18 protein-coding genes are annotated in these 18,075 nt (G+C 60.0%); 8 read left to right on the plus strand and 10 right to left on the minus strand.

What is annotated here, in order from left to right; genetic code table 11:
• Nucleotides 1-73 precede the first annotated feature (73 nt).
• Entirely contained in the window at nucleotides 74-1,978 is a 1,905-nt protein-coding gene (gene cysN / locus QQG91_RS02980; RefSeq protein WP_285771498.1) for a sulfate adenylyltransferase subunit CysN, read from the minus strand.
• Nucleotides 1,979-2,032: 54 nt separating this feature from the next.
• Nucleotides 2,033-2,938 carry a sulfate adenylyltransferase subunit CysD gene (gene cysD, locus QQG91_RS02985; protein ID WP_285771499.1) on the minus strand — a complete coding sequence of 302 codons (906 nt, stop codon included), beginning with the start codon at nucleotides 2,936-2,938 and terminating at the stop codon, nucleotides 2,033-2,035.
• An 86-nt stretch (nucleotides 2,939-3,024) separates the two neighbouring features.
• Between cysD and QQG91_RS02990 the strand changes: the two genes are divergently transcribed.
• On the plus strand, nucleotides 3,025-4,023 hold the full coding sequence (locus QQG91_RS02990) for a helix-turn-helix transcriptional regulator (protein WP_285771500.1): 999 nt from the start codon (nucleotides 3,025-3,027) through the stop codon (nucleotides 4,021-4,023).
• On the opposite strand, the gene QQG91_RS02995 is transcribed toward QQG91_RS02990, so the two are convergent.
• Entirely contained in the window at nucleotides 4,020-4,394 is a 375-nt protein-coding gene (locus QQG91_RS02995) for a hypothetical protein (RefSeq protein WP_285771501.1), read from the minus strand. The two genes, QQG91_RS02990 and QQG91_RS02995, sit on opposite strands and share 4 nt — an antisense overlap.
• 4 nt (nucleotides 4,395-4,398) lie before the next feature.
• Nucleotides 4,399-4,845, minus strand: a complete 447-nt coding sequence (locus tag QQG91_RS03000; protein ID WP_285771502.1) for a cupin domain-containing protein — start codon at nucleotides 4,843-4,845, stop codon at nucleotides 4,399-4,401.
• Nucleotides 4,846-4,993: 148 nt separating this feature from the next.
• On the opposite strand from QQG91_RS03000, the gene QQG91_RS03005 reads away from it, so the two are divergent.
• Nucleotides 4,994-5,917, plus strand: coding sequence for a LysR family transcriptional regulator (locus QQG91_RS03005; RefSeq protein ID WP_285771503.1), 924 nt, complete (start codon nucleotides 4,994-4,996; stop codon nucleotides 5,915-5,917).
• A gap of 3 nt (nucleotides 5,918-5,920) precedes the next feature.
• Here the strand turns inward: QQG91_RS03005 and QQG91_RS03010 are convergent, their stop codons facing one another.
• Genes QQG91_RS03010 through iolC form a run of 3 tightly spaced genes read right to left on the minus strand, consistent with a single transcriptional unit; the run spans nucleotide 5,921 to nucleotide 8,571 of the window.
• A complete protein-coding gene (locus QQG91_RS03010; RefSeq protein WP_285771504.1) occupies nucleotides 5,921-6,745 on the minus strand; it encodes a class II fructose-bisphosphate aldolase in 825 nt (274 codons plus the stop codon).
• Nucleotides 6,742-7,581, minus strand: coding sequence for a 5-deoxy-glucuronate isomerase (locus QQG91_RS03015; protein WP_285771505.1), 840 nt, complete (start codon nucleotides 7,579-7,581; stop codon nucleotides 6,742-6,744). The genes QQG91_RS03010 and QQG91_RS03015 overlap by 4 nt, the downstream gene beginning before the upstream one ends.
• Before the next feature lie 9 nt (nucleotides 7,582-7,590).
• Nucleotides 7,591-8,571 carry a 5-dehydro-2-deoxygluconokinase gene (gene iolC, locus QQG91_RS03020; RefSeq protein WP_285771506.1) on the minus strand — a complete coding sequence of 327 codons (981 nt, stop codon included), beginning with the start codon at nucleotides 8,569-8,571 and terminating at the stop codon, nucleotides 7,591-7,593.
• A gap of 87 nt (nucleotides 8,572-8,658) precedes the next feature.
• On the opposite strand from iolC, the gene QQG91_RS03025 reads away from it, so the two are divergent.
• The 3 genes from QQG91_RS03025 to QQG91_RS03035 are packed head-to-tail and all read left to right on the plus strand — an operon-like array spanning nucleotide 8,659 to nucleotide 11,821.
• The gene (locus QQG91_RS03025; protein WP_285771507.1) at nucleotides 8,659-9,759 is read left to right on the plus strand and encodes a Gfo/Idh/MocA family protein; all 1,101 of its coding nucleotides are present in this window, start codon (nucleotides 8,659-8,661) and stop codon (nucleotides 9,757-9,759) included.
• Nucleotides 9,756-10,649: a TIM barrel protein gene (locus QQG91_RS03030; RefSeq protein WP_285771508.1), complete on the plus strand. Its 894-nt coding sequence runs from the start codon at nucleotides 9,756-9,758 to the stop codon at nucleotides 10,647-10,649. Before QQG91_RS03025 ends, QQG91_RS03030 begins: the two co-directional genes overlap by 4 nt.
• Nucleotides 10,650-10,663: 14 nt before the next feature.
• Entirely contained in the window at nucleotides 10,664-11,821 is a 1,158-nt protein-coding gene (locus QQG91_RS03035) for a Gfo/Idh/MocA family protein (RefSeq protein WP_285771509.1), read from the plus strand.
• Here the strand turns inward: QQG91_RS03035 and QQG91_RS03040 are convergent.
• A complete protein-coding gene (locus QQG91_RS03040) occupies nucleotides 11,818-12,810 on the minus strand; it encodes a LacI family DNA-binding transcriptional regulator (protein WP_285771510.1) in 993 nt (330 codons plus the stop codon). The two genes, QQG91_RS03035 and QQG91_RS03040, sit on opposite strands and share 4 nt — an antisense overlap.
• Nucleotides 12,811-13,009: 199 nt before the next feature.
• On the opposite strand from QQG91_RS03040, the gene QQG91_RS03045 reads away from it, so the two are divergent.
• Nucleotides 13,010-14,356 (plus strand): phosphatase domain-containing putative toxin, encoded by a 1,347-nt coding sequence (locus tag QQG91_RS03045; RefSeq protein WP_285771511.1) that lies wholly within the window; start codon nucleotides 13,010-13,012, stop codon nucleotides 14,354-14,356.
• On the opposite strand, the gene QQG91_RS03050 is transcribed toward QQG91_RS03045, so the two are convergent.
• The gene (locus QQG91_RS03050; RefSeq protein WP_285771512.1) at nucleotides 14,353-15,378 is read right to left on the minus strand and encodes a GDP-mannose 4,6-dehydratase; all 1,026 of its coding nucleotides are present in this window, start codon (nucleotides 15,376-15,378) and stop codon (nucleotides 14,353-14,355) included. The two genes, QQG91_RS03045 and QQG91_RS03050, sit on opposite strands and share 4 nt — an antisense overlap.
• Nucleotides 15,378-16,544, minus strand: coding sequence for a nucleotide sugar dehydrogenase (locus QQG91_RS03055; RefSeq protein ID WP_285771513.1), 1,167 nt, complete (start codon nucleotides 16,542-16,544; stop codon nucleotides 15,378-15,380). Before QQG91_RS03055 ends, QQG91_RS03050 begins: the two co-directional genes overlap by 1 nt.
• A 203-nt stretch (nucleotides 16,545-16,747) precedes the next feature.
• Between QQG91_RS03055 and QQG91_RS03060 the strand changes: the two genes are divergently transcribed.
• Entirely contained in the window at nucleotides 16,748-17,482 is a 735-nt protein-coding gene (locus tag QQG91_RS03060; RefSeq protein ID WP_285771514.1) for an energy-coupling factor ABC transporter ATP-binding protein, read from the plus strand.
• Nucleotides 17,457-18,074, plus strand: coding sequence for an energy-coupling factor transporter transmembrane component T family protein (locus QQG91_RS03065; RefSeq protein ID WP_285771515.1), 618 nt, complete (start codon nucleotides 17,457-17,459; stop codon nucleotides 18,072-18,074). Before QQG91_RS03060 ends, QQG91_RS03065 begins: the two co-directional genes overlap by 26 nt.
• Nucleotide 18,075 lies beyond the last annotated feature (1 nt).

An 18,075-nucleotide genomic window follows, 5' to 3' on the forward strand; every position in this document is an offset into this window, starting at 1 on the left:
TAGCGTATCGTTTGCCAAGGACCCCGCGCTCGTTCAGTGAGCGCGGGTTTTGGGCCTCAATCGTGATAAAAAGTTACGGTATCAGCCTCGCGATAATCAGGTCCGCCGCCTCTTCCGGCGTCACGTGTGTTGTGTCGATGCGGATTTCGGCGTTGTCGGGGGCCTCGTAGGGGCTGTCGATGCCTGTGAAGTTCTTGAGTTGGCCCGAGCGGGCCTTGGCGTAGAGGCCTTTGACGTCGCGGGCTTCGGCGACTTCGAGGGGGGTGTCCACAAAGACTTCGACGAATTCACCGGGCTGCATCATGCTGCGTACCATGTCGCGTTCCGAGCGGAAGGGTGAGATGAAGGCGGTAATCACAATGAGGCCCGCGTCGGTCATCAGCTTGGCAACCTCGCCCACACGCCGGATGTTCTCGATGCGGTCGGCTTCGGTAAAGCCGAGGTCTTTGTTGAGGCCGTGGCGCACGTTGTCGCCATCAAGAAGGAAGGTGTGGCGGTTCATACGTGCCAGCTTCTTCTCGATGATATTGGCGATCGTCGATTTGCCCGAGCCCGATAGACCCGTGAGCCAGAGCACGGCAGGCTTCTGGTGTTTCATCGAGGCGTGATGCTCGCGGCCGATATCCGTGGCCTGCCAGTGGATGTTCTGGGCGCGGCGGAGCGCGAAGTGGATCATCCCTGCGGCAACCGTGTGGTTGGTGATCTTGTCGATCAGGATGAAGCCACCGAGATCGCGGCTCTCGGGATAGGCGGCAAAGGGGATTTCGCGGTCGGTGGTGATATTGGCGACACCGATGGCGTTCAGATCGAGCGTCTTGGTGGCAAGATGCTCTTGGGTGTTGACGTTGATCTCGTATTTGGGGTGCTGGATCGTGGCCGAAACGGTCTGGGTTCCGATCTTGAGCCAATAGGCGCGGCCCGGAACGAGGGGCGCTTCATCCATCCAGACGACCGTGGCTTCGAACTGGTCTGCGACTTCGAGCGGGGCTTGGGCCGCGACGATGACCTGACCGCGCGAGCAGTCGATTTCGTCGGCGAGCGTGATCGTGACGGACTCGCCTGCAACAGCGATGTCGCGGTCGCCTTCAAGGCTCACGATACGCGAAACGGTCGAAGTTTTGCCCGAGGGCAGGACGCGCACCGCATCACCGGGGCGCACCGAGCCGCTTGCGATAAGGCCTGCGAAGCCGCGGAAATCAAGGTTCGGGCGGTTGACCCATTGCACGGGGAGACGGAAGGGGAGGTCCTGATCCGTGGTGACATCGACCTCGACGCTTTCCAGATGCGGCAGCAGCGCAGGGCCTTGATACCACGGCGTGTGGGCGCTCGGGCCGGTGATGTTGTCGCCCTTGAACCCTGAGATCGGGATCGCGGTGAACTCTTCGATGCCGATGGAGCGGGCAAAGGCGCCGTATTCCTCGACGATTTGGTCAAAGGTCGCCTTGTCATAGCCGATGAGGTCCATCTTGTTGACGGCAAGGACCACGTGGCGAATGCCGATCAGGTTCACAAGATAGCTGTGACGGCGGGTCTGGGTCAGAACACCTTTGCGCGCATCAATCAGAATGACGGCGAGATCGGCGGTCGAGGCGCCCGTGACCATATTGCGGGTGTATTGCTCGTGACCGGGGGTGTCGGCCACAATGAACTTGCGCTTTTCGGTGGCGAAGAAGCGATAGGCGACGTCGATGGTGATGCCCTGTTCGCGCTCGGCGGCAAGTCCGTCGACGAGAAGGGCAAAGTCGATCTCGCCGCCTTGGGTGCCGACGCGTTTGCTGTCTGCTTCGAGCGTGGCAAGCTGGTCTTCAAAGATCATCTTGCTGTCATAGAGGAGACGGCCGATCAGGGTGGATTTGCCATCGTCAACAGAGCCACAAGTGATGAAGCGCAGCATTGTCTTGTGCTGGTGCGCTTCGAGATAGGCGTCGATGTTTTCGGCAATAAGGGCGTCGGTCTTGTAAATCGGGTCGTTCGTCATGCGGATCACCTTGGGGGTGTAAATTGGGTTGAAAAGCGCTGAGAAAGCAGGGGCTTAGAAATAGCCTTCCTGCTTTTTCTTCTCCATCGAGGCGGCCTGATCGTGGTCGATCGCGCGGCCTTGGCGCTCGGAGGTGGTGGTCAGCAGCATTTCCTGAATGACTTCGGGGAGCGTGGTCGCCGTGCTCTCGACCGCACCCGTAAGCGGGTAACAGCCAAGCGTGCGGAAGCGCACCGATTTCATGACGGGCGTCTCGCCCTCGCGCAGCGGGAAGCGGTCGTCGTCCACCATGATGGTCAGGCCATCACGCTCGACCGTCGGACGCGGGGCCGAGAAATAGAGCGGTACGATCTCGATGCCTTCGAGGTGGATGTATTGCCAGATATCAAGCTCGGTCCAGTTCGAGATCGGGAACACGCGCACGCTCTCGCCCTTGGCTTTGCGGGCGTTATAGAGCCGCCACAGCTCGGGGCGCTGGTTCTTGGGGTCCCAGCGGTGGTTGGCCGAGCGGAAAGAGAACACGCGTTCCTTGGCGCGGGACTTTTCCTCGTCGCGGCGTGCGCCACCAAAGGCTACGTCGAACCCGTATTTGTCGAGCGCCTGCTTGAGCCCTTCGGTTTTCCACATGTCGGTATGAAGCCCGCCGTGATCGAACGGGTTGATGCCGCGCTCTTTCGCTTCTGGGTTCTGATAGACGTGAAGCTCCATCCCTGCGTCCTTGGCGGCCTTGTCGCGCAGCGCATACATGTCGCGGAACTTCCACGTGGTGTCGACGTGAAGAAGCGGGAAGGGCGGCGGCGCGGGGTAGAACGCCTTTTTCGCCAGATGCAGCATAACGGCCGAGTCCTTGCCGACCGAATAGAGCATCACGGGGTTTTCGGCCTCGGCGACGACTTCACGCAGGATATGGATGCTCTCCGCCTCAAGGCGTTGCAGGTGGGTCAGGGTTTTCTGGGTCATACTCGAATCGTTTCAGTCTTGGTTTTTCTTGGTGATAGCGCGAGGAGGGGACTGGATAACCTCCCAAATGGGAGGTATCTTGCGCCATGGCCCGTTTTGACGATCAAACCGAACTGATCCGCGCTCTTTTTGCCTCTGCAGGTGACGCCTCGGCAGAGGGTGAGGCTTGGGCGGGGTTCTTGCACGCTCTGCGCTCGATCACTCAGGCTGATGGGGCGGCGCTTGTCATCGACACGGAGACCCCGCGCCTGTTCGGGGATGCGCCGTTGGTGGACGCAGAGCTACGGCTGAAACTGCGGGTCGAACGGGTTTATGACCAAGACGGCCTTCCGAATTTCGAGTGGCGACACGGGTTTGTGCGCGCGGTCAAAGTGCGGATCGATCAGGCGGCGACTGTAACGCTTTGGATCACCCGTGGCGCGCATCTCAAGGACTTTCGGAGTGTCGACGGCCAGCTCCTCTCGGCGCTGACGCCGTTCTTGGGGCAGGGGGCCGAGATGTGGCTTCGTCTGTTAGAGACACGGCGTGAGGCGGCGCGCACGGATGCCGTTGCAATGCAATCGGGGCTCGGCTGGGTTCAGTTCGAGCGGAGCGCAATAATCACAAGCTATTCCTCGATGGTCGGCGCTTGGGCCGAGGAGCGGGGCATGCGACTTTCGGAACGGCGCCGGTTCGAATTGGCCGACGATGGCGCGGCGCAGGCGTTTCGCGCTGCCTTTCAACAGGTTCTTGCGGGGGCAGCGCGGGATGTGGCGGTGATCGGGGTGGAGCCTCTGACGGAACTGGTGCTCACTCAGGGGGAGGATCAAACGATCCTCGGCACACTTCGCGTGGCGCAACCCGCCGCCGATGTTGCCCCCGAAACCGTTGCCGCGCATTTCGGCATCAGCAAGAGCGAGGCGCGTTTGGCTATGCAGCTTTGCGATGGTGCAAGCATAAAAGAAGCGGCAATGGCTCTCGGCTGGACAGAAGAAACCGCGCGAACCACCTCAAAGGCGATTTTCGCGCGGCTCGGGATTTCGGGCCAACCTGCGCTGGTGCGCAGGATGATGGGCAGCGGCCTTTGGCTCGGGCGGCTTGATTAGGCCGCGCGGGTAAACGCTCTTACCGTCTGAACAAAAAAGATCAGCATTGAAAGGAGCACAACAATCGAGCCGATCTTGGCAAAGGTTTCGCCATGCTGGGTGATCGCCATCACAATGCCCGGCACGATGAGAAGAACACCGACGATGGCCGAGCCGAGATGGAGCTTGGCCAAGCGAGACGCCGCGGCGTCAGGGTTCAGCGCATAAAACGCGCCATAGACAGAAGAGGCCACAAAGCCGATCAGGTTCAAATGTCCATGCGCAGGCGACAGGCTGTGATCGCCGCTCGCCGACATCTGGATGCCCCAAGCCATCCCGATCAGCGCAAAGACGGCACCGACGGCAAAGAAAGCGGATGCGGTTTTATTCATGGCCTTACCCCTCTGCGCCAAGCGGCGGACCGGTAAAGGTGAGGTGATGCCGCGCCGCCGCCTCCATGATCGCGGGCATATCTTCGGGGATGCGCAACGCGCCATCTGCGGCCTCGTAGAAAAAGCCTTCAAAACCACCGGGCGTCAGAATGACAAGATGACGCGAGGGCGTGTCCGAACAAACGCGGTAGGTGTGTTCTTTGCCGCGCGGAATAAAGCCCGATTGGCTTGGCCCGAGACGGCGGGTCTCGCCCTCGATCCAGACTTCGATCTCGCCCGTCAGAACGATGAAAACCTCGTCTTCGTTTGCGTGCACGTGGCGCGGCGGGCCTTCGCCTGCGGGGGTGGTGGAATCCACGATGGACATCGCCCCGTTGGTTTCTTCGGTCGTCAGGAGTGTGCGGTAGCTGGAGCCGTTCCAGTTGACCGTATCGGTTCGTCCGTTTTGCATTGTTTTTCCTCCAAAGTCGCCTCTCGGGACGGCGGACCGAAGCCTGCCGAAGAAGAGGTGTGTTTCTCGTTTCTCTTGAGTGACTTCAGATTAACGCAATGCTCTGGTATAATTCTAACTTCTATTCCTTATACCGTTCATAAGTCTGATGAATATAAACACCTTTGATCTGAACCTTTTGAAAACCTTTCAGGCGCTCTTTGCCGAAGGCTCCGTCACGAAAGCCGCCGAAAGGCTTGGCGTCACGCAGCCCGCGGCCTCGGCTTCATTGCGGCGTTTGCGAGAGGTGTTCGGCGATCCGCTTTTCGTGCGGACGGGTCAAAGGCTCGAACCAACACAGGTGGCGCTCGATCTTCGGTCGCAAGTGGAACAAACGCTTGAAGGCGTAGCGGGAATGCTCGAACTAGGGTCCGTCTTTGATCCCGCGCGGCTCGACCGCACCTTCTGGCTGTCGGGGTCCGACTTTTTCAGCCAACTCCTCCTTCCGAAATTGCTGGAAAGGCTGAGGCTCGAGGCACCGAGCGTTAAGATCGTGTTCGTCGATCAGGTGTTCGGCACCACGCTCGGCGAGCTTGAAAACGGCAAAGTCGATCTTGCCTTCTGGCCGCGTGTGGACATGCCCAAATGGGTGTCAATGCAGTATCTCTTCACCACCCAGTTCCAGCATATCGCGCGTATCGGCCACAGCCGCCTTGTGTCGGCGGGGATCAAGGACGGTGATCCGATCCCTGTGGATCTGGTCTGCGATCTTGCACATGTGCATTTTTCGCCCGATGGACGCACGGCGGACGACATGGACCAGATCCTTGCAAAGATGGGGCGTCGCCGCAAAATCCATGCGACGGTTCCGACCTTTTCTGCGGTGATTGATGTGGTGAACGCAAGCGACCTGATCGGCACTTTGCCCTTCCACACCGTCGACGCGCTTGGGGGGCGGCGCAATTTCACGCGTCATCCTCTGGCGGTGGAGCGTCCCGAAATCCCGCTGATGATGTATTGGCACCGTCGCGCTGAAAACTCGCTCGGCCATCGCTGGCTTCGCGGGTTGGTCCAAGAGTGTTTGACGCCCTAGGGCCTAGCCCAGTTCGCGCAAAACACGCCGCGCGGCCTGTTCAAGCGGGGCTTCGACGGCGCTCAGGATATCAATCCGATCAAAGAGCAATGGCTCAGCGTCAAGCTTGGCGCGGAGTGCGCGGCCAAAGACCTGTCGCAGTTCGGTGCCGATGTTGAATTTGCAGATGTTGCTGTGAAGGGCAAGTCGTCGACGCTCGGCGGATGGAATGCCCGATCCACCATGGATGACCAAAGGAGTGCGGGTCAGCGCCTCAATCGCGTCAAGGCGCGTCTGATCGATTGACGCGTTTTGTCCCTCTTGCAGATGAACATTGCCGATCGAAACGGCCATGGCATCGACGCCCGTCTCGGCGGCGAAACGCGCGGCTTCCTCGGGGTCGGTGCCCTCGGACTTGGCGCCGCTGGCATAGCCGACATAGCCGATCTCGCCCTCGCAAGAGATGCCTTTCGCATGGGCAAGCGCAGCGACGTGTTTGGTCGTCGCGATATTCTCGGCCAAGGGCAGCCCCGAGCCGTCGAACATCACCGACGTGAACCCCAGCGCGATCGCCTCTTCGCAGTCGGCAACAGTCATGCCATGGTCGAGATGGCTGACCACTGGGACGCTTGCCTCATCCGCAAGGACCTTGAGCATTTCCGCCCAGACCGACAGTGGCATATGCGCCCGCGCTCCTGGTCCGACCTGAAGGATCACGGGGCGACCTTCGGCCTCGGCGGCACGCAGATAGGCGCGGGTATCCTCCCAGCCCAGACAGACGAACCCCACCACGGCGTAACCTTCGCGCAGCGCAGGCGTCAGAACCTCGGAGAGCGTGGCGCGGGTCATTTGAATTTGGCCACCATGTCCATAATCCCGGGGATCGTGTGAAGCTGCTCGGCGTGCGTCGGCTGGAAATACTGCTTGAGAGAGCGCTGGCTGAGACCGCCGAGGATCGTGAAGTAATACATTTCGTAACCGGGTAGGGCGCAGCAGGGATGATAGCCCTTGTCGATCAGCACCGTGGAGCCATCCATGATATGATAGGCATCCCCCGGTTCATTATCCATGCGCTGGAGCATCTGGAGCCCCGAGCCGTAGTTCGGGCGAAAGCGGAAGTTATAGGTTTCGTCATGACGGCTTTCTTCGGGGAGACGGTCGGTATCGTGTTTATGCGAGGGGAAGCCCGACCAACCTCCTTCACCGACGGTGAAGAGCTCGGACACCAAAAGCCGCCCCACGCGGTCATGATAGGCCGCACCGAGGATATGCTTGATCTTGCGGTGGGTTTTCGTGTCGTCCGAGCCGTATTGAACAACGTCGAGATCGGCAGCACGCACGGCAAAGGGTTTGAGCGTTTCGCCGAACTTCGCACCTGCGACAAAGACCTCGGTATCGGTGCGGGCCGTGATCCGCGCACCCGTGTTCGAAGGAACATAGACCCCCTCGGGCTCGCCGTCCCAGACATCGACGCCGCGATTGCCGATATCGGCAAAGGTCTCGCCAGAGGTTTCCACCGTCACAGTGCCCGTCGCGGGGACGATGCAGGTCTCGTATCCCTCGAGCCGATAGTCGAACACTTCGCCCGCCTTGCGCTTGACGATGTTGAAGTAATTGAGCGGGACAAGGTCATGACCCACATCGACGATGGGCTTGTTATGGTTGTCAAAGGGCGGAATGTGCATCTTGGCCTCCTAGGTTGGGGTCTGCATCTGCGCGCCAGCGATAAACTGGTCGAGTTCGTCTTGGGTCGGCATTGCGGGGGCGCAGCCGACGCGGGCGACGACCATCGCGGCCGCGGCCGAGCCGCGTGTCACCGCTTTGGCAAGCGGGCGGTCTTGGGCGAGAGCGGCGAGAAACCCCGCCATGAAACTATCCCCCGCGCCCGTCGGTTTGAGCGCCTCGGTCGGGAAAATGCCTGTGCGCGTTTCGCCCTCTTTGGTGATCGTGATCGCGCCAAGCTCGCCCATTTTATAGACGACGATACCTGCGCCCTCGCGCACCAGATCGCGGGCTTTCTCAAGGCCATCCTTGCCTTGCCCCGCCATAAAGCCGAACTCGACATCATTGCCGATAATCACATCGCAAAGCGCGGCGGCTTTGGAATAGACCTCGGAGGCCTCTTCCGCCGAGGCCCAACTATAGGGGCGGTAGTCCACATCGAAGATCAGCGGCAGGCCCGCGTCACGCGCACGCGCGAAGGCGTCGAATGTCGCGCTTCGAGACGGCTCTGCCGCAAGGACGGTGCCCGTCGTCACAAGCGCGGAAAACTCATCATAGGGGATGCCTTGCACATCCTCTGCGCACATGGCGAAATCGGCGGCATTGTTGCGATAGATCACCGACTGTGTGTTCTCGAGGCGTGTTTCGACAACGGCGAGCGAATTGCGAGCCTCGCCGCCCACGGGGCGAACGAACTGGCGATCGATCCCGTAGTGGTCAAGCTGATTGAGGCAGAACCGCCCGACCGCATCGTCGGACACCCGCGTTACCAAAGCGGCCTTGCACCCGAGTCGCGTCAGCCCCGCCGCAATATTCGCCGACGACCCGCCGAGCGCGGTTGTAAAGCGTGTGGCCTCCTCGAGACGTGTGCCGGGGGGATCGGCATAAAAGTCCATCCCCGCCCGTCCGATGATCAAAAAGCGCTGCCCGCGCAGCCGCGTGAGATCCGCCATCCCTCCACCCCTAAATTGATGTTGCGGTCCTGTTTGAGCAAAGTTACAAATTTTGCAACCGGTTGCAATATGAGTCGAGGGGGAGCGATGAAGACGATTGGAATTGGCATCGTGGGCGGGGGATACATGGGTAAAGCACATGCGGTCGCGATGTCCTCGGTGGGTGCGATTTTCAACACAGCCCTCCGCCCGCGGCTTGAAATGGTCGCTGCCACCTCGCTTGAAAGCGCCGAGCGCTATCGAGATGCCTACGGTTTTGCGCGCGCGGCCAAGGACTGGCAAGAGCTGGTCAACGATCCCAAGGTCGAAGCGGTTGTCATCGCCTCGACCCAAGACACCCATCGCCCGATCGCAGAAGCCGCCTTGGCGCTGGGCAAGCCTGTGCTTTGCGAAAAGCCGCTGGCCGAAACCATTGAGGATGCACGCGCCATGACCGCCGCCGCCGAAGCAAGCGGCGTGCCGAATATGGTCGGTTTCAATTATGCTCGGACGCCCGCCACCCAATTCGCCCGCAAGCTCATCGCAGAAGGTGTGCTTGGCGAGATCAACTGGTTCCGCTGCGAACACACCGAGGATTTCCTTGCCGATCCCGAAACCCCCTATAGCTGGCGGTGTAATGGGCGCGGAACGGGAAATATGGGCGATCTGGCCCCCCATCCGATCAACGCGGCCATGGCGCTCATGGGGCCGATTGCACGGGTCAATGCGGTCTGCGAGACCACGATCAAAACCCGCGAAGGCGGTGAAGTGACCAACGACGATCACGCCCAGATCATGTGCCGCTTCGAAAACGGCGTGATGGGCCACATCTATTCGAGCCGCGTCGCGACAGGGCGCAAGATGGGCTATGTCTACGAGATTTTCGGCACCAAAGGCGCGATCCGCTTTGATCAAGAGGATCAGAATGCGCTCTGGCTTTATCAAGCAGAAGGTCCCGAAGCGCTACGCGGCTTTCGCAAGATCCTGATGGGGCCAGAGCACCCCGACTACAAACCCTTCTGTCTCGGGCCCGGGCATGGAACGGGCTATCAGGACCAGATCATCATTGAAGCCAAAGACTTTCTCACCGCAATTGAAACGGGCGCCCGTGTTTGGCCGACGTTCCGCGACGGGCTGGCCGTCGCCGAAGTGGTGGAAGCGGTCTTTGACTCATCACAAAGCGGCCAATGGGTAGAGGTTAAAAGATGACGATACGTATCGGAAATGCCCCCTGTTCATGGGGTGTCGAATTTGCGGATGATCCGCGCAATCCGAATTGGCGCAAGGTGCTCGAGGAATGCGCCGCCGCAGGCTATCGCGGGATCGAGCTTGGCCCCGTAGGCTTTATGCCCGAAGACCCCAATTTGCTTGGCGATGCGTTGGACGAGTTCGGTCTGACGTTGATCGGCGGGGTTGTCTTCAAGCCGTTTCATGACCGCTCGCAATGGGCCGATGTGATCGACGCAGCGGGGCGCACGTGCAAATCGCTCGCCAGTCACGGGGCCAAACATCTTGTGCTCATCGACAGCATTTCGCCGCGCCGCGCCCCGACGGCAGGACGTGCAGACGAGGCAGAGCAGATGGACGCGGCCGAATGGGCGGCCTTTCGCGACAGGATCGCCTATGTCGCGCGCATGGGCCGAGAGGAATACGGTCTGACGGTGAGTATCCATGCCCACGCAGGCGGCTTTATGGACTTCGAGCCCGAGCTCGAGCGCCTTTTGGACGAGGTCGACGAGGACGTTCTCAAGATCTGTTTCGACACAGGGCACCATTCCTATGCGGGCTTCGACCCCGTTGCCTTTATGAAGCGTCATGTCGGCCGCATCAGCTATATGCACTTCAAGGACATCGATCCCGTCGTCAAAGCCAAGGTCGTCGAGAACCGCACGGATTTCTACGAGGCCTGCGGGCAGGGGATCTTCTGCAACCTCGGACGCGGTGACGTCGATTTCAAAGCAGTGCGCCAAGTGCTCCTCGACAGCGGCTTTGACGGCTGGTGCACGGTCGAGCAGGACTGTGATCCGACCTTGGACGTGAACCCGCTCGACGATGCGCGGGCCAACCGCGAATACCTACACTCCATCGGATTTAACTGAGAAGGACCCGAAGAATGGGAAAACTACGTTGGGGCATGATCGGCGGCGGTGAAGGCAGCCAGATCGGACCTGCACATCGTCTTGGCGCTGGGCTAGACGGTCTCTTTGACTTCACTGCTGGGGCCTTGGATCACCGCCCCGCCGAGGGTCGCGCCTATGGGCAGCGCCTCGGACTTGCGGCGGATCGCTCCTATGGTGATTGGCGCGAGATGCTCGAAGGCGAGCGGAACCGCGAGGATCGCATCGACCTCGTGACTGTGGCGACCCCGAATGCGACCCATTTCGAGATCACCAAAGCCTTTCTCGAAGCAGGGTTTCACGTGCTCTGCGAAAAGCCGATGACCATGACCGTGGAAGAGGGCGAAGAGATCGTCCGACTGGCCAAGTCGACGGGCAATATTTGCGCAGTGAATTACGGCTACACAGGCTATTCGCTGGTCCGTCACATGCGGGCAATGGTGCAGCGCGGCGACCTTGGAGCCATCCGATTGGTCAAGGCCGAGTTTGCCCATGGCCACCACTCGGACGCGGCCGACATGGACAACCCCCGCGTGCGCTGGCGCTATGATCCGAAACAGGCAGGCGTGAGCGCGCAATTTGCGGACTGCGGTATCCATGCGCTCCATATGGCGAGCTTTGTTCTCGGCCAAGAGGTCGAGAAACTCTCTGCCGATACCGTCGCCTGCGTGGCAGGGCGCGAGCTTGAAGACGATGCGATGGTGAACTTGCGGTTCGACGGAGGCACCGTCGGGCGGCTTTGGACCTCGTCCATCGCGCTCGGCCGTCAGCATGGCCTCACGCTTCAGGTCTTTGGCGAAAAGGGCGGTCTGCGCTGGGCGCAGGAACAACCGAACCAGCTTTACCACATGCCGCTTGGTGGGCGTCTCGAAGTGATCGAGCGCGGCGAGGCGAACCTCTCGCCCGAGGCAGACCGAAGCACCCGCGTCACCATCGGCCATGCCGAGGGGATGCCGTTGGCCTTTGCCAACATCTATTCGGACCTCTCCGAAGCGATCCGTGCGCGCAAAGAGGGCCGCGAGATCGACCCCGCTGCCAACCTCTTTCCCAAGGCCGAGGACGGCTTGCGTTCCATGGCGGCGGTCTTTGCGGTTGCCGAAAGCGGCAAGGAAAACGGTGTCTGGAAAGACGCCCGTCCGCCGATGTTCCGCTAGGGCAGCGGGCGCAGCGTTCCGCGCTCGACCAAGGAAAACGGAAGAAGACGCGTCCGCTCGGTCGCGTCTTCTTTGTTGACGGCCTGTTGCATGAGGGAAACCGCCGTCTCGACGATCTGCTCAGTCGGCTGGCGAATGGTGGAGAGCGCGATATTCGCCCAACCCGCCATTTCCATATCATCAAGCCCCAGAACGCCCACATCCTCGGGCACCTTGTAGCCTGCATCGATCAAGGCGCTCAACACGCCGATGGCAATCACGTCATCGCCGCAAAAATAAGCCTCGGCCACCTCGCCGCGCGCGATCACACTTTGCATTTCCGCGCGGCCCGCGTGAAAGGAATATTCCTCGGCAAAGCACGCGCCTGCAAATCGGCGCTGCACTGCGTCTTTCAAACCGGCAAGTCGGTCTTGGGTCGTCGTCGCGCTTTCGGGGCCGCCGATATAACCGATTGATCCGTAGCCGCGCGAAACCAAAGCCTCGCCCGCAAAACGCCCCGCCGCGACGTTGTCGATGCTGACGAGATAGGTGTCGGGCGAAGGCCGCGACCAGCCGAAGGCGTGAACAAGAGGAAGCCCTGCGCCTTGAAAGGTCTCGGCAAAATCGGGGGGGAGCGTCGATGAGGCCACGATCACGCCGTCGACGCTATATTGTCTGAGCATGTCGAGGGCTTCGGCAGCGTCTTTGGTGTGCGACAGGTTCACAAGCAAAGGGCGCAGTCCCGCCTTTTGAAGCGAAAAGGTAAAGCGGTCGAAAATCTCGAGGAAATAGGGGTTGGTAAAGTTGTTCGAGATCAGGCCGATCAACTTGGTGCGCCCCGTGGTCAGGCTCGAGGCCAGCACATTGGGTGTATAGCCAAGCTCGGCGGCGGCCTTCTCGACCTTGGCGCGCGTGGCTTTGGAAACAGACGCTCCAACCGTAAAGGTGCGCGAAGCCGCTGATTTCGAGACGCCCGCGCGTTTGGCTACATCTTGAAGTGTGACCGCCATGGGACTCCGTTGCGCTTGGACAGTTTCGGCAAATGGGCTGAACCAGCCATATCTTTCCGGCAAAGCGCTGAAAAGGCCAGCGCTTTGTGGATGCAAAAGGACCACTCGATTGCACCAAAGGGGAGAACACGATAGCAAGCGTCATCAAAAGCGGCTTTGACGCGCTATCGGCACGACTTCTTTGAACGGAACCTTTCTTGTGACCTACAATCCCATCCGCGCTTGGAAGAACAGTTTCACCCATCGTGTCGAGACCCTCGAAGACCGCGCCTCGGCGGAAACCTATCTCAAGTGGCTTGATGCGGGGTTCTTGCGGGTCAAGTGGCGCAACCAATGGGAAATCGCCCAAGGGGTTTACAGGTCGAACAACCCGAACCCTGCGCGGTTCGCAGAGTTGGAGCCGCTCGGCCTTAGAACCATTGTCGATCTGCGCAACGACTCCGACCGCTCACCGTCTCAGCTTGTTGCATGGGAGTGCAAAGAGCGCGGGATCACCTATCTCAATCGCCCTTTTTCACAGCGTGAAGCTCCGAGCCGCGAACAACTCGTCTCCCTCATCGAAGAGATGCCGAACTGGGAAAAGCCGCTGTTGATCCATTGCAAATCGGGCGCGGACCGCACGGGGCTTGTTGCAGCCATCTGGCAATTGACCCAGGAAAAGCTCCCTCTCGACGAGGCGCGTAAGCAGCTTTCGGCCGCTTACCTGCATATCCGCGAGGGTCATACGGGCGTCCTTGACGAAGTGCTCGATCAATACGCCGAGGCGGGCGAAGGCGTGGATTTCCTCACTTGGGTCAAGACCGCCTATGATCCCGACAAAGCGGTCGCGGCCTATCGGTTGCGGGCGGCACAAAGCAGCCTTTGGGACCAGATCAAAGCCCTCGTCTCGACGCTCTATAAACACGGTCAGGCCTGCGAGGCGAAATGGCATCAAAGCTTCGAAGCCGAAACCTACGCCCCGCACGAGATCGAGCGCGCGCGGTTTTTCGTCAAATGGATCGACCACGGGTTTTTGCGCGACATCTGGACCAATGAAGTCGAGATTTTTCCGGGCGTGATGCGCACCAACCACCCCACGGACAAGCGTTTCCGCAAATATGCCGCCGACGGGCTTCAAACGGTCATCAACCTTCGGGGCGAGGTGCGCCAGCCGCAACACTATTTCGAAGTGGAACTGTGCAAAGAGCTTGGGCTGACGTTACTTGATGTGCCGATTGACTCGCATCGCGCCCCGACCCGCGCAGAGGTCCAAGCGGTGATCGAGGCGATTGAAACAGCGGAAAAGCCCCTCATCTTCCATTGCAAATCGGGGGCGGATCGCACGGGCCTCGTGGCGGCTCTTTATGTGCTCTACAAGGGCGGCACTATCGCCGACGCCCGCGCCCAGCTCAGCGCGAAATATCTACACTTACGCAGGGGCCGCAAAGCGGTGCTGGACGAGGTGATCGACGCCTATGAGCGCGATTATCTCGCGACCGAGATCGCCTTTCCCGAATGGCTAAACGAGCGCTATGATCCGAGCCTCGTGATCCCAGGCAAGCGCTAGGCCTCGGGCCCCAAGTTGCCGTAAAATTCGCGATACCATTTGACGAACGCCTTCATCCCGTCGCGGACGTCGGTTTTCGGCTGATACCCCGTGAGCGATTTGAGGAGCGAGGCATCGGCCCATGTGGCGGGCACGTCGCCTGCCTGCATCGGCATGAGGTTGCGGGTGGCTTTAAGGCCCGTTGCCTCTTCGATCGCTTCGATGAAATCGGTAAGCTGCACGGCGTCGGAATTGCCGATGTTCACCACGCGCCATGGCGCGACTGGGGAGAGGCTGTCGCCGTGGGGCACAACGCCGTCCGCGGGGCGCACTGGCACCGCGTCTATCAAAAGTCGGATCGCTTCCACCAAGTCTTCCACATAGGTGAAGTCGCGCTTCATATCGCCGTAATTGTAAACGTCGATAGTCTCGCCGGCGAGGATCGCCTTGGTGAACTTATAAGGCGCCATATCGGGCCGTCCCCAAGGTCCGTAGACCGTGAAGAAGCGGAACATCGTGATCGGAAGATCGAAGAGATGGGCATAGGAATGCGCCATATTCTCGGTCGATTTCTTGGTTGCCGCATAGAACGACACCTGATGGTCGGCCTTTTGCGTTTCCTGATAGGGCATCTCGGTGTTCGCGCCATAGGCCGAAGAAGTCGAGGCAAGAAGCATATGGCGGGGCGGAAAGGCGCGGGCCGCTTCAAGAAGCTCGAAGGTCCCGATCAGGTTGCTTTCCATATAGGCGCGGGGGTTCTCGATGGAATACCGCACACCCGCTTGGGCGGCGAGGTGGATGACCACATCGGGGCGCTCTTCCTCGAAGAGCGACATCAGAAGACCGGGGTCCTCGACCTTGCCGAAAACATGACGGAAGTCGGGGTTCGCCTCGAGAAGCGCAAGCCGCGCCTCCTTGAGCGAGACATCGTAATAGTCCGACATGCAGTCGAGCCCGACCACGCGGTAGCCGTCTTTCAAGAGACGTTGCGCCGCAAAGAACCCGATAAAGCCGGCCGCGCCGGTGACAAGAGCAGTGGGCATCAATCGGCTCCGAACAGATCGCGGGTAAAGACTTTGTCCGCCACATCGCGGATCTCGTCGGTGAGGCGGTTGGCGAGGATGATCTCGGCCTCGGCCTTGAAGGCGGCGAGGTCGCTCACCACGCGGGATTTGAAAAACTCGGGCTCGGTCAGCACGGGTTCATAGACGATGACCTCGATCCCCTTGGCCTTGATCCGCTTCATGATCCCTTGGATCGAGGATTGGCGGTAGTTGTCGGAGCCTGCCTTCATCACAAGGCGGTGGACCCCGACGACTTTTGGTTTTCGCGCGATGATCTGGTCGGCGAGGAAATCCTTGCGGGTGCGGTTGGCATCGACAATCGCGCGGATGAGGTTTTGTGGCACCTCGGAGTAATTCGCGAGGAGCTGCTTGGTGTCCTTGGGGAGGCAATAGCCGCCGTAGCCGAAGGAGGGGTTGTTGTAATGCGAACCGATCCGCGGATCGAGGCTCACCCCGTCGATGATTTGACGCGTGTCCATCCCGCCGGCCATGGCATAGCTGTCGAGCTCGTTGAAATAGGCGACGCGCATGGCGAGATAGGTGTTCGAGAAAAGCTTGATCGCCTCGGCTTCATCAGGGCCGGTAAAGAGCAGGGGCACATCCTTTTTGACCGCCCCTTCGAGGAGGAGATCGGCAAACCGGCGGGCCTCGCCGCTCTGGTCGCCGACGATGATACGGCTGGGATGGAGGTTGTCGTAAAGCGCACGTCCCTCGCGTAGGAACTCGGGCGAGAACATCACACGGTCGGTGTCGAGCCGCTCGCGGATGCCGCTGACAAAGCCGACGGGGACGGTGGATTTGACGACGATCGTCGCGCGCGGATTGAAGCGCAGCACAAAGCCGATCACGCTCTCGACGCTGGAGGTGTCGAAGTAGTTCGTCTCGGGATCATAGTTTGTGGGCGTCGCCACAATCACGAAATCGGCGGCGGAATAAGCGTCCTCGGGATCGGTCGTGGCCGAAAGGTTGAGCTCCTTGTTCGCCAAAAAATCCTCGAGCTCGGGATCGATGATCGGCGAGCGCCGCGCATTCACAGCATCCACACGCGCTTGCGAGATATCCGTCGCAACAACCTGATGGTTTTGGGCCAAAAGCGCTGCGTTGGACAATCCAACATAGCCAAGTCCTGCCACTGCGATCTTCATGTGGACACCTTTTCCGTCTGCTCGTCTTGTCGAACGGGTTCTGTGCCCGCCCTGATTGCCCCATGCGATAGCCTCTGGCTCGTGTCAGGTCCAAGAAAATCGCCTGTTCGCGGCTTGGATTTGTGCAATTGCTGCATTTGGGTCGCATTGATCTTGGGGGGGCTTCGACTTAGGTTGCCGCAAAGTTTCGTGCGGAGCCGTCATTGACCCAACCCGAATTGATAGAGATTTCGATCCGCGATCTGGGGTATGAAGTCGAAGGCCGCAGCATTCTGACCTCTGTCGGGTTTTCGACCAAAGCGCGACGGATCGGCGTCGTCGGGCGCAATGGCTCCGGCAAATCCACTCTGGCCAAACTCCTTTCGGGTCTTGAGGCCCCGACGCGGGGTCAGATCAGAGTTGGCGGCATCGACCCCTTTGCCGACCGCGCCACGGCCATCGAGACCGTGGGCGTCTTGTTCCAGAACCCCGATCACCAGATCATTTTCCCGACCGTGATCGAAGAGCTGATCTTTGGCCTGATCCAGATCGGGCGGCCCAAGGGTGCGGCCATCGAAGAGGCCCGCACACTCTTGCGGGATTTTGGCAAAGCCCATTGGGAAGAGGCCGCGACGCACACGCTATCGCAGGGGCAAAAACATCTTTTGTGCCTTATGGCGGTCGTCCTGATGAAGCCCAAGCTGATCATCCTTGATGAACCCTTTGCGGGGCTTGATCTTCCGACCAAGTTGCAGCTTGGTCGCTATCTGTCGAAGTTCGAAGGCCAGCTTCTGCACATCAGTCATGATCCTGCCGACATCCGCGATTATGACGAGGTGCTGTGGATCGACGGTGGAACGCTGCGCCACAAGGGACCGACGGGTGAAACGCTTGCCCTTTATCTTGAGGCAATGACAGAGCTTGGGGCTTCGGATGATATCGCTGACCTCTCCCGTTAGAACCCGTGCCCATGATTGGCCTGCGGGGGCAAAGCTTGTCGGGCTGTGTGTGGCAAGCGTTCTGCTCTTTTCGTTTGAGTCTCCCTTGGCGCAACTTGTGGCCCTTGTGGTCACAGGCCTGCTTTATGCGCTTGGAGGAGGGGTTTTCTCGCGCACGGGGGTCAAACGGCTTTGGGTGCTTTGGCCTTTTGTTCTTGTCGTCGCGGTCTGGCATCTTGTCACAGGCGAGATGCAAAGTGGCGTTGTGATCCTTATGCGGATGATCACAAGCGTCGCTTTGGCGAACCTTGTCACCATGACCACGCGGCTGACCGATATGATCGAGGTGCTCAGGCGGCTCATGACCCCGCTGAGGGCGCTCGGGATCAACACCCGCGCCATCGAGATCGCCATCGCCATGGTCATCCGTCTCGTTCCCACTTTGATACTCAAGGGCCGTCACGTCGTCGATGCATGGCGCGCGCGATCCAAATCGAAGGGCAACTGGAGGGTTGTCTTGCCGCTTGCGATCATGGCAATTGACGACGCAGATGATATGGCAGCAGCACTCAAGGCCCGTGGCGGGCTGGTGTCGCGGTCGGGGAGAGACTGAT

Source organism: Marivivens sp. LCG002, assembly GCF_030264275.1.
GTDB lineage: Bacteria > Pseudomonadota > Alphaproteobacteria > Rhodobacterales > Rhodobacteraceae > Marivivens.

Excerpts from the sequence above, each read along its gene's own strand:
- cysN (WP_285771498.1), bottom strand. The coding sequence starts at position 1,978 with ATGACGAACGACCCGATTTACAAGACCGACGCCCTTATTGCCGAAAAC.
- QQG91_RS03065 (WP_285771515.1), top strand. The coding sequence starts at position 17,457 with ATGATATCGCTGACCTCTCCCGTTAGAACCCGTGCCCATGATTGGCCT.
- QQG91_RS02995 (WP_285771501.1), bottom strand. The coding sequence starts at position 4,394 with ATGAATAAAACCGCATCCGCTTTCTTTGCCGTCGGTGCCGTCTTTGCG.
- QQG91_RS03005 (WP_285771503.1), top strand. The coding sequence starts at position 4,994 with ATGAATATAAACACCTTTGATCTGAACCTTTTGAAAACCTTTCAGGCG.
- QQG91_RS03000 (WP_285771502.1), bottom strand. The coding sequence starts at position 4,845 with ATGCAAAACGGACGAACCGATACGGTCAACTGGAACGGCTCCAGCTAC.
- QQG91_RS03040 (WP_285771510.1), bottom strand. The coding sequence starts at position 12,810 with ATGGCGGTCACACTTCAAGATGTAGCCAAACGCGCGGGCGTCTCGAAA.
- cysD (WP_285771499.1), bottom strand. The coding sequence starts at position 2,938 with ATGACCCAGAAAACCCTGACCCACCTGCAACGCCTTGAGGCGGAGAGC.
- QQG91_RS03035 (WP_285771509.1), top strand. The coding sequence starts at position 10,664 with ATGGGAAAACTACGTTGGGGCATGATCGGCGGCGGTGAAGGCAGCCAG.
- QQG91_RS03030 (WP_285771508.1), top strand. The coding sequence starts at position 9,756 with ATGACGATACGTATCGGAAATGCCCCCTGTTCATGGGGTGTCGAATTT.
- QQG91_RS02990 (WP_285771500.1), top strand. The coding sequence starts at position 3,025 with ATGGCCCGTTTTGACGATCAAACCGAACTGATCCGCGCTCTTTTTGCC.
- QQG91_RS03050 (WP_285771512.1), bottom strand. The coding sequence starts at position 15,378 with ATGCCCACTGCTCTTGTCACCGGCGCGGCCGGCTTTATCGGGTTCTTT.
- QQG91_RS03010 (WP_285771504.1), bottom strand. The coding sequence starts at position 6,745 with ATGACCCGCGCCACGCTCTCCGAGGTTCTGACGCCTGCGCTGCGCGAA.
- QQG91_RS03055 (WP_285771513.1), bottom strand. The coding sequence starts at position 16,544 with ATGAAGATCGCAGTGGCAGGACTTGGCTATGTTGGATTGTCCAACGCA.
- QQG91_RS03025 (WP_285771507.1), top strand. The coding sequence starts at position 8,659 with ATGAAGACGATTGGAATTGGCATCGTGGGCGGGGGATACATGGGTAAA.
- iolC (WP_285771506.1), bottom strand. The coding sequence starts at position 8,571 with ATGGCGGATCTCACGCGGCTGCGCGGGCAGCGCTTTTTGATCATCGGA.
- QQG91_RS03015 (WP_285771505.1), bottom strand. The coding sequence starts at position 7,581 with ATGCACATTCCGCCCTTTGACAACCATAACAAGCCCATCGTCGATGTG.